The following is a 12,339-nucleotide window of genomic DNA, read 5'->3' as shown; positions in this document are numbered from 1 at the left end:
TGGAACACTGCCGTCATGGCTTCCCGCTGAGGGAGAATTCGATCCAGTTCAGGTAATTCTGGGAGCCGTCCACCACTTGCAGAGCAATCACTTCCGGAACCGCATAGGAGTGGAGACGGACCACCTCTTTCTCAAGGTCGGTCAACCGCTCGCGAGAGGTTTTGATCATGACCATGACTTCGTTGTCCTCGACCACCTTGTCTTCCCACCAGTACCAGGAACGAACCCCGGGAACCAGGTTGACGCAGGCCGCCAACCGCTTGGCCACCAGTTGCCTTCCGATCTTCCCGGCCTCCTCCAGGCTGGAGCAGTTGACCAGCACCACCACCTTGTCTGTCATGGCTGTCTCCTCGCCCCGGGGACTCCGTCGAGACCGGGAAGCAGTGCCGACCCGGCTAACGGAAACCGGCCAAGGGGATGTTCATTATATCCGTTTTGGGCTAGACTAGCTTCCTGCTTTGCCGGCCAATTACAGCGAGCGATGGCAGCTTCATCGCAACGCAACCGGTCGGAGGGGAATGACTGCCTGCTTCCGGTCGGGAGCAAGAGGGACAATCTTGGTTTCCAGGAAAGCATCCAGGAAAAAATCCTCCCGGTTGAGATCCATACTGGCGGTCATTATGGGGCTGCTGTTGCTGGGCTTGGCGGTGCAGGCCATTTTCGGTCCGACCGGCCACTTGGAAATGCAACGCCTGGAAGAGGAAAACCAGTCCTTGACTCGCGAAAAGGAAGCCCTCGAATCGGGAAATCGGCAGGTGATGGGAGAGATCGAGTCCCTGAAAACCGACCCCGCCACCATCGAGAAAATCGCTCGTGAAGAGTTGGGTTTGGTTCGAGAAGGCGAAATCAAGATCGTCACCAAGCCTGACCCCCGGGATTCCCCCGGCGCCGCGGCCAGCGGAACCGACCCGGTGGCCCTGCCCGGGGACCCGCCTCCCCAACAAACTCCTTGACTCCCAACCCCCCGGAAAATAAGATTTCGGGGCGGGGTGGAGCAGTCTGGTAGCTCGTTGGGCTCATAACCCAAAGGTCGCGGGTTCAAATCCCGCCCCCGCAACCAATACTCCCTCCTAGGCGCCTCAACGACCGCTTTTCTCCCTGGCGTCTCCCCTTCTGGCGCGAACTCCCCGCCCAGACCGGCTCACGAAATTACAGCACAGAGTTTGCACGGTCAGTCATGCTGACCGGTCTAAATCCGCTACTGTGCTAGTATCCTCACAAAAGGGCATTCAATGGCCACGACTGGTTTCGACACTCTGAAAGTCAGCCAGGATCTCAAGGCCGCCGGCTTCAACGAAGCCCAAGCCGGAGCCATCGTCCGATCCATGGCCGGAGCCTTCCAGGAAATGGTTGCCACCAAGTCCGACTTCGGAAAATTGCAGGCCTCCACCACGGCCGAATTCGCCGCTGTCAGGACCGATATCGACAAACTGCAGGTCTCCACCAGGGCCGAATTCGCTGCCGTCAGGACCGATATCGACAGACTGCAGGTCTCCACCAGGGCGGACGTTGACAAACTTCGGACTTCGACCACGGCCGAATTCGCCGCCGTCAGGGTCGAAATCGATAATCTGCGGGCTTCCACCACGGCCGACATGGCCGGACTGCGGGCCTCCACCAAGGCCGACATTGCCGACCTCAAGGCCGAGGTCTTCAGGGCCTTGTGGATTCAGGGAGCCGGAATCGTCGGCATCCATCTGGCCATCGGTGGATTGCTGTTTGCCGCTATCCGATTCCTGGATTAGTCCTCTCCTGCTTGTCTGGAACGCCCCTTTTTCGCCCCTCATGAGCCGCCCGGTGGTATGGGACGGCGGCGCACCCAGGTGAAAAGTGAAGAGTGGTCAGCGGAAGGTGCTGGGATAGGCAAGCGCCTGATGAGCCGGTTGCATTATTCTCAATGACCGTGCCGAGATCCACAAGACACTGGACGGATCGATCCCAGTCTTATTTGAAGGACTGTGCCGAGAGCGACACGATGCTTGGCGTGTCGACCGAGTAGCTCTTCACTCTCCACTCTTCACTCGTCTCAAGCATCCCTGTTTCGCCCTGTAAGATCCGTCCCGTCGTCGCGGAAGGGGGGCGGCTAATCTGATACGACCCGGTCAGGTAACGGCTTCCAATGGGGATGGGTCTGCGCCCTCATCTTATCCAACTGCCGGTATCCTCATACCTCCCATCGCCATGACAGCGGACATGACGGACACGGTAATCAGGTGTGCTTTGACGCTCCTGCTGCTTGTCTGTGCTTTTGATGGATCCGCAGCCCAGTCGGGTCGGATTTCGGGCATGGTCGTCGATGAGACCGGCGCGGTGTTGCCCGGCGTCAAGGTCACTCTGAGCGGCGGTCCGGACACACCGCGCGAGGTGCAAGCTGACCCGGGTGGCCGGTTCGTATACACGGGCCTGGTTCCGGGCACCTATACGGTGACCGTCTCCCGGATCGGCTTCGGTGCGGCGAGGGTGGAGGGCGTCGCCGTCGGGACCAATCCGGTGGAACTGCCGGCCATAACCCTGCGTCTGGCCGCATTCGAGGAAGCGGTGGTCGTGACGGCCACCCGCTTCGAGGAGCCGACCCAGCAGGTGCCCATGAGCGTTTCGGCCGTGACCGGCGAAGATATCGAGCGGCGATCCATCGGGAACCTGACGGAGCTGGCGCGCTGGACACCCGGACTGACGGTGGTGGACCAGGGAGCGCGCGGCAGCAACGTGGTCATCGCCCGAGGCCTCAACACCGACTCGTTGAACGGGTCGGAGTTCAGCGGCAACAATTACAACAACGGTGTCGCCACCTATCTTGGGGACATTCCCCTGGCGGTCGATCTTCGGCTCAACGACATCGAGCGGGTGGAGGTGTTGCTGGGTCCCCAGGGAACGCTTTACGGCGCCGGCACCCTGGCGGGAGCCGTGCGTTACCTGCCGCGCCGGCCGGACACGGAGCAGCGTACTTTCGAGGTGCGAGGCGACCTGTTCGCGCTGGCCCACGGCGGCGCCCCGGGCTCGGATGCCGGCCTCACCTTCAACCTGCCGTTGGTTTCCCGCAAGCTGGCTCTGCGCGGCTCCATCGACCGCTATGCCGATCCGGGCTTCATCGACTACGACTACCTGCTGCGCAGGCCGGGCATCTCCGAACCGGAGCCGGACCTGAACGACTCGGAGGCAGTGGCCGAGAGCCTGAGACGTGAAGCGGATGCCAACACGGAGGAGACGATCTCGGCCCGGCTCTCCCTGCTGTGGGAGGCATCCCCTAGCCTGTCGGCCCTGGTGGCCTACCATCTGCAGGATCAGCAGGTCGGCGCGCGCCAGATCAATCACTCCCGGTCGTTCGACACCGGCCGCTATGTCTCCGCGCACCGCTTTCTGGAACCGAACGACCGCAGGAATCAACTGTGGAGCCTGGAGCTGACCTGGGCGCCGGGTGGCGCGGAATTGACCACCGCGGTCGGCTATTCGCGCTTCGCCGAGCAGGGGCAACGTGACCAGACGGACCTGCTGGTCCAGGCGTTCGGCATCGCGGGGTTGCTGCCGGGCGAGTTCCCGGCGCTGACCGAAGCCCGGGAGATTGACCCGGGAATCTCGGTCACCGACCTGACATCGCAGTTTCGATCCTTTGCCGCCTATACCCGCGAGGATGAGCGGGAGGAGCGCTTCAATTGGGAGACGCGGCTGGTCTCGACCAGCGAGGGGCCGTGGGGGTGGGTCGGTGGCCTATTCTTCAACAACTACGACAGCAGCGGGACCAGCTTCGAGTTTACGCCGGGACTGACGGAATTCTCGGGGGTAACGCCGATCCTGGGCGGAAATCCAGCGTCCGAGGCGGTCGAGTACTACTCGCTCGGGAACAGCACCGTGGGAGAAAGGGCGCTTTTCGGGGAGATATCTCGGGACCTGGGCAAACGGTGGCGCCTGACGGCCGGCGGGCGCTGGTTCGGTTACCGCGTCGAGACCGGCAGTCTTACCGAGTTCCCTTACACGCCCATTTACAACTCGCCGTTCACCGACTATGAGTCCAACGACCGCGGCATGTTGTTCAAGGCGAGCCTCAGCTATCGTTTCAACGAGCAGTCGAATGCCTATTTCACCCGCTCGGAAGGGTACCGCATCGGCGGCGGCAACAACTTCCGGGTTTGTACCGACGAAGAGATTGCCCTTCTCACCGACGCGGATCCCGACAACGACCCCCCGCAGTCGGGGTGCATCTATGAGGAACAGGCGCTGATCCGGCCCGATACCACCACCAACTACGAGGCCGGCATGCGCCGCTCCTGGCGCGACGGGCGGTTCAGCGCCAGCGGCACGCTGTTCCACGTGGACTGGAAAGACATTCAGGTAGCGGGGCTGACACCCTTCAGCTCCCAGCCGATCACGCTGAACGGTGGCGGAGCCGTGAGCCGCGGCATCGAGTTCGCGGGGGCGGCCGGTGTGACGAGCGGTGTGCGCCTGCGCGGATCGTGGTCCTACACCCATGCCGAGTTGAGCAAGGACTCGCTTGGCTTGCTGGACGGTGGCGCCGACGCCTTCAAGGGCGACCGCCTGTCGGGGGCGCCGCGACATCAGGGCAGCCTGCTGGCCAGCTACACCAGGCTGCTCGGAGACAAGACCGTGCTTCAGTTGCTGTACGGCTACACCTACGTGGGTGACGTGCTCACCCGGATCGGCTTGCGCGCCGGCGGCGAGAGGCTGCCGGCCTACGATCTCCACAACCTTTCGGCGTCGCTCTCGAGGAACGACTGGACCCTCACTTTCTATGCCGATAACCTGCTCGACGAGTACGCCGTCACCGGCGTGCGCCAGACCCCCGGCCTCATCGGCCGAACCAAAGAGGGATTCCGGTCACGGCGCTACTTCTCCAACGTCCTTGCCCCGCGGCGTGTTGGCCTGCGCATCCGTTACACCCTTTGGTAGGTTTCCGGCCATCGATCGCAACTGACCCCCTGCCTGATATCGAGAGTGGCGGGCTGGCAATCAGGCTGAGCTTTCAGGGTCGGTGGTAGCCATGAACGGGACATGTCCTTCCGGGCCACCTCCTACCTGGCCGGGCGCTGCAGGATGGACACAAGCTCCTCTCCGCCGAAAGTCGTCCTGGACACCGTCATTCCTGCCAGCTTGAAACCGTTCTCGCCCTCCAGAGTCAACTCCTTCTGCAAGGTGGAAGTCCTCTTTGTCGCGAGCAGCTTGTACTCGTACCTGGCCTCGCCGGCTCCGTCGCGCTCCATGATCACCACCGTCTCCTTGCCGCCAAAGGTAGTTTCAAAGACGGTCTGCCCGGCATGCTCAAACCCCTCCCCGGCAGCCTGGTTCATTTCCTTCTCCATGGTGGAGGTGCGGTTGGTGGCCAACAGCTTGTATTGATAGCTTCCGGAAGCGCTTTCCCGTCCCTTCTGCATGATGACCACGACTTCGGAACCCCCGAATGAGGTATCTCCCCCCATGACTGCTGCCAGCCGGAAGCCCCGTGCCGCAGCCTGGTTCATTTCCTTCTCCATGGTGGAGGTGCGGTTGGTGGCCAGAAGCTCGTAGTCGATACGGTCCGGATCTCCGCTTGCCGTTACGGTGCCTACGCACAAAAGGAAGCCGACCAGCAGCATCAAGGGTCTCGACCGTTCTTGCCGCGATCCTTTGTTTCTGTTCATTTGCCTTCTCCTATTGTTTGGGTGGTGACCCCAAGCGTGCTCCCTTCCGTTGCCCGGGTCAACCGGCCTTTTTAAGGTCACCCGATCTCAAGGGACAATGGGGCCAAAGCCGCCAAGTTTCCTCAATTTTCCAGGCGGGTGCAGCCCAACCTAGTAAACTGTTCCCGGTCCTGTTCCCCAACTCCAAGACGGAGGTAATCTGCGGGACAGGGTTCTTCGCGGGTGCAGGCGGTGGGAGCACACACCAGGGAGGCAGACATGGCGCTATTGAGAGAATACGTCCGCAGTATCGTCATTTTTGTAATGCTGGCGATCTTGGTCTCATTGCCGGCGGTGGCAGAGATCATTACGGTGTCGGTACCGTTCGTTTCTCCCAAGGGGGACTACGTCACGCAGCAGGAGGATTACCACACGTTCCGCATTCCCGGCATGATTGTTACGCAGGATGGGTCGGTTTTGGTGTTCGCGGAAGGACGCCGCGGAGACGGCAGCGACCCGCGTCGCGATGAGAACGCCCCCATCGACTTGGTGATGCGCCGGAGCACCGATAACGGTCGAACCTGGCAACCGATGGTTGTCATCGAATCCGGTTTCCGCCCAGGCGGGGACCTGCTCGATTTCGCCGACCCGACGCCGGTGCTCGATGCCAAGACCGGGACGGTGTTCCTGTTCTATGGACAAATGCCGGACATTGCGCCCCGTAATATGGCCTACGGGCAAAGCCCGGACTCCAAGGACGGCAACCACATCGTGTGGTTCCGTTCGAGCACCGATAACGGCCAGACCTGGTCGGACCGCAAGCAAGTGGTCTATCCGGACGAACCGCACGAGACCAGTGACGGCCTCTATTGGCGTCAAGCCGAACCCGGTCCGGGCAGCGGCATTCAACTTCAATGGCAGGACCAAAAAAGATCGCGCAACGGCCGGCTGATTATTCCAGCCAAGCGCGGCGGATCAAGATCACCAGACGGACCGGTTACCGTTGAGCCGTTCGTCTATTATTCCGACGACCACGGTAAGAGCTGGCAGGTCGGCAACGTCACACCGGGGCCTGATGCCAACGAGGATGAAGTCGTCGAGTTGATCGACGGCAGAGTGCTGCTGGACGCTCGGCCAGAAAGCGGCAAGTTCCGCCGGCGCCATATCAGCACCGATGGCGGTGTCACCTGGGGGCCCGACAATCCGGACACCATACCCATCACGGAAGTAGACGGCTCTCTGGTCCGCTATTCCGCCAAACGCGCAGGTCACGACCGCGATCGCATCCTTTTTTCCGGACCGCGCGGGGAAAACGGCCTCAACCGCAACAACATCACGGTCTGGACCAGCTACGACGAAGGAAAGACCTTCACCAATCCGGTTCAACTCAACAACGGATTCGCCGCCTATTCGGTCATGCAACGATTGGCCGACGGCACCATCGGCATGGTGGTGGAAACAGCGAAGGGTGCGGCCGACAGGTACGGCGAGATCACCTTCTACCGGTTCGACCTGGCCGAGTTGGAAAGCGGGTCCCGGCGCCCGTAGGCAACGGCTGGCAGCCCGCCCGTTTCGAGCGGAGCGACGTGTCCAAGCCGGCCTGCAGTTTCAATCCAGCAAGGGGATGAGGTTCGCAGGGAGGAAGAACGGTTCCCACCATGGCCACGTCCAGGCTCGATAAGGGCACACCGCCGGCTCCGATTCCTCGCACCTTCGCGGAATATGTAAAGTCCTTCGGTCCGGGATTCGTGGTCATTCTGACCTGGCTGGGTTCCGGAGACATCCTCTCGGCCGGCATTTCCGGAGGCAACTACGGCTACGCGCTCATGTGGGCCATGGTGTTTGCCCTCCTGATGCGGTTCTTCTTCGTCACCACCATCGCCAAGTATCAGCTCTGCAATCCCCACGGAGAAGGGGTGCTGGACGGCCTGGTCCGTCTCCACCGCTGGTACGCCCCCTTTCTGCTGGTGGTGGCCGTGGTCGTCGCTCACATCAATGGGACCTACATGGTGGCCGGTGTCGGGGAGATCATGGTGGAGCTGACCGGCCTGGGACGCGAGTGGCAGTGGGCGTTGGTCTGGGTCGTGGTCGGGCTGGCCATTATTTTCCGGCCGGTGTACGCCCGTGTGGAATGGGTGTTCAAAGGGTTCATGGTCCTGATGACGGTCTCGCTCCTCGGCACCGCCATATGGGTCGGACCCAACCTGGCAGGCATCCTGAAGGGTGTCCTAACGCTCCAGCTTCCGGCCACGGAGGGTCCCTTCGGCGCCATGGTGGTGGCCATGGCCATGGTGGGGGCCGTAGGGGGCTCGCTGATGAACCTGGTCTATCCCTATTTTCTGGAACAGAAGGGTTGGCGCGGTCCGGCCTACCGTCGGGTGCAGACCTACGACTTCATGCTGGCCATGGGCGCCATGATCCTTTTCAACCTGGCGGTCTGGACCCTGGGGGCCGAACTGGTGCACGCCAGCGGCAGCCGCATCGGGACCCTGGACGACCTGACCGGGCTGCTGGGAATCGTGCTCGGCAACGGGGGTCGGCTGCTGTTCTTCCTGGGTCTGTTCGGCGCCGTCTACACCTCGCTGCTCGGCTGCGGCCTGGGCCTGGGCTGTCTGGCAAGCCACGCCTACCGGCGCTGGCGGACCCCGGAAGCAACCCCCACCGACCACCGCCTGCATCCCGTCTACCGCTTGGTGGCGGTCTGGACCCTGGTCTCGCCGCTGGTCTGGGTCTTCACCGAGCGAGCCGACTTCGTCAGGCTGACGCTGCTGGTCAACACCCTGATGGTGGTGCTCATTCCGGCCCTGGCCGGGGGCCTCTGGTGGATCACGGCCAGTCCCCGCCTGATCGGCCCGCGCTACCGCAACCGCTGGTGGGAGAATCTTCTCATGGGATTTCTGTTCGTTCTGGCGCTGTGGGGAGCGGTGGAGTCGATCAAGTCGGCAGCGGAGATGCTGGATTAGGCGAAGTTGTCCCCAGCGGCGCCAAGCAGGTAGACTGCTGAAGTTTGAAGTTTGAAGGGTGAAGAGTGGTCGGCCGAGGGTTTTGGGAACGGACTGTGCTTATTTGAAGGACGGCGCCGAGGCTGACACGGTGCTTTGCGTGTCGATCCGATACCTATCCACTGGTCACTATCCACTTGTCACTTAAGTGCGCCCCCGTCCGACATGACGGGTCGGCGGATGCAGAGTGAAACAGGGGTAATTCAGACAGGGCATCATGCGGATTTCGATCGATCAACTGGTTCAGGAATTCCTGATCAACGGCTACGTGGTCTTTGAGGATTTCATTCCCACAGCCAAGGCCGAGGCGCTTCACGCGGAGCTGCTGCCTATGCTGGCGAAGGTGCGGGCCCTCAATTCCAGGGTCCTGAGCGGGGATCTGGACACGGGCCGCGGCCGAGTCACCGAACCGCTGCGCTACAAGATCGAAACCCCCTGGAGGATGCCCTTTTCCGATCCCGCCCTCTATGAGAACGCCACCGTCCTGCAACTGCTTGAACGGCTGTGGGGGAGCAGAGATTTCCTGATCAGCGACTACATCTCCTACCATCCCTGCCCGGGTTGCGGCGTCATGAACTGGCACCGGGACGGGGAGCTGTTTGCGGCCAACGTGGTGTTGCCGGCCTTTCCCTCCCTGTCACTGAAGGTCGCCCTGGTGGATACCAACAACCAGAACGGCAGCTTCGAGCTTCTGCCCAGCACCCATCACTGCGGCGTGCCCGAGTTGAGCCACGTGCCGGGTTCCGGCGGCGCCCACAACCTCAACCGCTTGATCGAGTCGGGGCGTTATCCGTCCAGGATGCGCCTGAATCTGAAGCGCGGCTCGGCCTACATCTGCGATGCGCGGGTGATCCACCGCGGGACGCCCAACCGCTCCGACCACGTGCGGATGGAGCTGGACATCGGCTACCGGCTTTCCTGGTATGATCCCCGCAACCATCCCATCGGGATGACCCATCGGGACTTCGAGGAGCTGTCGGAACGGGGGAAGCAGTTGCTGAGCCTGAGCCAGAGGCTGGAAGCCCTGATTTGAAGGGCCACGCCGGGGACCGCAAACCGGCAACGGCCATGATCCTATTACCCGACCAGGAGGCCGTTAAGCCATGAACCAGATCGAGAAGATCAGAGACCAGTGGAAGCGGGGAGAGCTCTCCCTGGGCACGGCGGTCGCCCTGACCGACGCGGCCGTGAGCGAGCTGTTCGGGGAGGCGGGCTACGATTTCGTGTGGATCGATTGCGAACACTCGGCCCTCAGCTACTCCCAGGCGCTGGACCACATCCGGGCGGCGCGAGGCGCGGGCGCCGCGGCTTTTGTGAGGGTCCCCTCCAACGATCCGGTGGTGATGAAGCCCTACCTGGAACTGCATCCCGCCGCCGTCATCGTTCCCCGCATCGAAAGCCTCCAGGATGCGGAACGGGCCGTGGCCGGCTTTCACTACCCGCCTCGGGGCTCGCGCGGCTTCGGTCCGGCGCGGGGGGTGCGGTTCGGGGCGGTGGCGCCGCCGCAGTACCTGGCCGAGATCGACCGGAACATGATGCTGGTGCTCCAGATCGAGCACATCCGGGCGGTGGATCAGATCGACGCCATCCTGGAGCTTCCGGGCGTGGACAGCATCGTGGCCGGACCGGGCGACCTGAGCGCCAGCATGGGACTGGGCGGCCAGGCCGGACATCCGGACGTGACTGCCGCCTGCGAAAAGATCTACCGGGCAGCCATCCGGAAGGGGATCCCCGTCGGCCATTCCACCGGCTTCGACCCGCAGGGCATCCGGCGCTGGCTGGCCCTGGGGCTCTCCTGGATCGCGGTGGACGGCGACTGGATCACCCTCTACCGGCACGCCTCCGAGGTCGCCAGGCGGATTCGAGAGATCCATCCCTCCTCAAGCTCCTGAACCTCCGGCAGATGAAGGCGAAAAGGAGTGATCCACTAAGGGCCGCGAAGGAACTTGAGGTCTCCCGTAAACCCCCGCTTGATCGTGGAGCCCGTCCACGTCCCGCAGCGTAACGTCTTGTCCTGTTAATCCTGTCTATCCTGTGCATCGATGTTCAATAATGCAGCAAACCGAATTAGCGGGACATAGCTCCTGCTCCCGTTGGGTCATGCACTTCCGTTGTTTCACTTTGTAGGATTCGTGCCGCTCTGTGGACTGGGGGCGTGGCTAACCTGTAGCTCGATCCGCCGTGCCGCTGCCCCCATGACATCCGCCGGGCGGGATCCGGCCGCTACCTTTCCCTGAGAAAACCGCCATGCCGCTTGAGGTTCCCACCGCAGTCGAGACTGCCGCCTTCCACCGGCTCGAATGGCTGGACTACTCCATGATCGGGGCCTATTTCACGGCTACCGTGTGGATGGCGATCGTCTTCTCCCGCCGGCAGCACTCCGCGGAAGAGTACTTTCTGGGGGGGCGGCGCATGCCCTGGTTCGCCGTAGGGCTGAGCCTGATGGCCACCCTGACCTCCACCGTGAGCTACCTGGCCACGCCGGGCGAAGTCATCAAGTACGGGATCATCGGCGCCATGGGCGGTCTCGTCTTCTATCCCTTCATCTACCTGGTGATTGCCTACGGGCTGATCCCGGTTTTTCTGCGCCTGCGGGTCACCAGCATCTACGAGTACCTGGAGCAGCGGTTCGACGTCGGTACCCGCATGTTCGCCTCGGCCGTCTTTCTGGTGGTTCGGCTGAGCTGGATGGGGCTGGTGCTCTTCTCTTCGACCATGGCGCTGGCCCAGATCACCCAGCTGGATCGGCTGCTCATCCTGGCGGGCATCGGGCTGATCGCGGTGGTCTATACCACTCTGGGCGGGATGCGCGCCGTGATCTGGACGGACGTGGCCCAGTTCTTCATTCTCTTCGGCGGCGCCCTCTTCACCGTTGCCTACGTGGCTGCCGAAACGGGAACCGGCCCCGGCGCCTGGTTGGAGTCCATCGCGGCAGCCGATCGGCCCGGCCAGCCCATTTTCAGCTTCGATCCCTTTGAACGGGTCACGCTGGTGGGGATGGGCCTGCTGGGCTTCTTCTGGTACGTCTGCACCTACGCCGGCGACCAGGTAGCCGTGCAGCGGCTGATGTCCACCGCTTCGGCACGATCGGCCCGGTGGTCCAGCGCCTGCGACCTGATTTCGGGCTTGCTGGTGACGCTGGCTCTGGTGGCTGTGGGCATGGCTCTCTACGCCTATTACCAGGGCCAGCCCCCGGCCGATGCCGACCAGGCCTTTCCCTATTTCATTCGTTCGCAGCTTCCGCGCGGCCTGGCGGGGCTGGTGGTGGCGGCCCTGTTCAGCGCCGCCATGTCCAGCCTGGATTCGGGGATGAATTCGGTGGCCACCGTCATCAGCGTGGACTACGTGGAACGCTGGCGTTCCACGCCGCTGGCAGCGGGGACTCAGCTCCTGCTGGCCCGCCTGCTCACGGTGGCCGTGGGGCTGTCCTCGATCTTGATGTGCCTGGTGCTGTTTCTGATTCCGGAAGGCATCCGGGGCAATCTGCTGGAGCTTGCCCAACGGGTGAGCAGCTTCCCGGTGGGCGGACTGGGAGGGTTGTTCCTGGCGGCCATCTGGGTGAAGCGCTGTACCGGCCCCATAGCCGTTCAGGCCACCTGCGCGGGCATGCTCTTCGGCCTGGTGGTCGGCTGGGGGCACACCTTCGGCGTCTTTCCCGAGGAGCGGCCGCCCTCCTTCATGTGGATTATTCCCTCCTCCTGCCTGGTGACGCTGTTCTACGCGGTGGT

The 12,339-nt window shown here is 62.8% G+C and carries 10 protein-coding genes and 1 tRNA gene; 9 read left to right on the top strand and 2 right to left on the bottom strand.

Features of this window, described 5'->3' with window-relative positions; genetic code table 11:
- Positions 1–13 precede the first annotated feature (13 nt).
- Positions 14–340: a divalent-cation tolerance protein CutA gene (locus tag OXI69_04255; protein MDE2665342.1), complete on the bottom strand. Its 327-nt coding sequence runs from the start codon at positions 338–340 to the stop codon at positions 14–16.
- A 256-nt stretch (positions 341–596) separates the two neighbouring features.
- Here OXI69_04255 and OXI69_04250 point away from each other — a divergent pair, with 256 nt between their 5' ends.
- From OXI69_04250 to OXI69_04235, 4 genes are all read left to right on the top strand, one after another.
- Positions 597–953, top strand: a complete 357-nt coding sequence (locus OXI69_04250) for a septum formation initiator family protein (GenBank protein ID MDE2665341.1) — start codon at positions 597–599, stop codon at positions 951–953.
- A gap of 30 nt (positions 954–983) precedes the next feature.
- Positions 984–1,060: transfer RNA gene (locus OXI69_04245), tRNA-Met, on the top strand.
- Between the two features lie 172 nt (positions 1,061–1,232).
- Complete coding sequence (locus tag OXI69_04240; GenBank protein MDE2665340.1) at positions 1,233–1,745, top strand: DUF1640 domain-containing protein; 513 nt, start codon at positions 1,233–1,235, stop codon at positions 1,743–1,745.
- 541 nt (positions 1,746–2,286) lie between these two features.
- Entirely contained in the window at positions 2,287–4,902 is a 2,616-nt protein-coding gene (locus OXI69_04235; GenBank protein ID MDE2665339.1) for a TonB-dependent receptor, read from the top strand.
- A gap of 122 nt (positions 4,903–5,024) precedes the next feature.
- Here the strand turns inward: OXI69_04235 and OXI69_04230 are convergent, their stop codons facing one another.
- Positions 5,025–5,630, bottom strand: a complete 606-nt coding sequence (locus OXI69_04230) for a hypothetical protein (GenBank protein MDE2665338.1) — start codon at positions 5,628–5,630, stop codon at positions 5,025–5,027.
- A gap of 258 nt (positions 5,631–5,888) precedes the next feature.
- Between OXI69_04230 and OXI69_04225 the strand changes: the two genes are divergently transcribed.
- The 5 genes from OXI69_04225 to OXI69_04205 all read left to right on the top strand — a co-directional run.
- On the top strand, positions 5,889–7,157 hold the full coding sequence (locus OXI69_04225; protein ID MDE2665337.1) for a sialidase family protein: 1,269 nt from the start codon (positions 5,889–5,891) through the stop codon (positions 7,155–7,157).
- A gap of 110 nt (positions 7,158–7,267) precedes the next feature.
- Positions 7,268–8,572, top strand: a complete 1,305-nt coding sequence (locus tag OXI69_04220; protein ID MDE2665336.1) for an Nramp family divalent metal transporter — start codon at positions 7,268–7,270, stop codon at positions 8,570–8,572.
- 256 nt (positions 8,573–8,828) lie between these two features.
- Complete coding sequence (locus OXI69_04215) at positions 8,829–9,644, top strand: phytanoyl-CoA dioxygenase family protein (GenBank protein MDE2665335.1); 816 nt, start codon at positions 8,829–8,831, stop codon at positions 9,642–9,644.
- Between the two features lie 70 nt (positions 9,645–9,714).
- Complete coding sequence (locus OXI69_04210) at positions 9,715–10,503, top strand: aldolase/citrate lyase family protein (GenBank protein ID MDE2665334.1); 789 nt, start codon at positions 9,715–9,717, stop codon at positions 10,501–10,503.
- 355 nt (positions 10,504–10,858) lie between these two features.
- Positions 10,859–12,339, top strand: a 1,481-nt coding sequence (locus tag OXI69_04205; GenBank protein MDE2665333.1) for a sodium/solute symporter, incomplete at its 3' end; no start/stop codon positions are given.

The sequence above is a fragment of the Acidobacteriota bacterium genome, from assembly GCA_028875575.1.
Taxonomy (GTDB): domain Bacteria; phylum Acidobacteriota; class Terriglobia; order Versatilivoradales; family Versatilivoraceae; genus Versatilivorator.
Note: the sequence above shows the minus strand (reverse complement) of the source record. Positions and strands in the feature narration are given on the sequence as shown.

Bases quoted from the DNA above. Each gene is read 5' to 3' on its own strand.
- OXI69_04255 (MDE2665342.1), bottom strand. From the start codon at position 340: ATGACAGACAAGGTGGTGGTGCTGGTCAACTGCTCCAGCCTGGAGGAG.
- OXI69_04240 (MDE2665340.1), top strand. From the start codon at position 1,233: ATGGCCACGACTGGTTTCGACACTCTGAAAGTCAGCCAGGATCTCAAG.
- OXI69_04235 (MDE2665339.1), top strand. From the start codon at position 2,287: ATGGTCGTCGATGAGACCGGCGCGGTGTTGCCCGGCGTCAAGGTCACT.
- OXI69_04230 (MDE2665338.1), bottom strand. From the start codon at position 5,630: ATGAACAGAAACAAAGGATCGCGGCAAGAACGGTCGAGACCCTTGATG.
- OXI69_04225 (MDE2665337.1), top strand. From the start codon at position 5,889: ATGGCGCTATTGAGAGAATACGTCCGCAGTATCGTCATTTTTGTAATG.
- OXI69_04220 (MDE2665336.1), top strand. From the start codon at position 7,268: ATGGCCACGTCCAGGCTCGATAAGGGCACACCGCCGGCTCCGATTCCT.
- OXI69_04215 (MDE2665335.1), top strand. From the start codon at position 8,829: ATGCGGATTTCGATCGATCAACTGGTTCAGGAATTCCTGATCAACGGC.
- OXI69_04210 (MDE2665334.1), top strand. From the start codon at position 9,715: ATGAACCAGATCGAGAAGATCAGAGACCAGTGGAAGCGGGGAGAGCTC.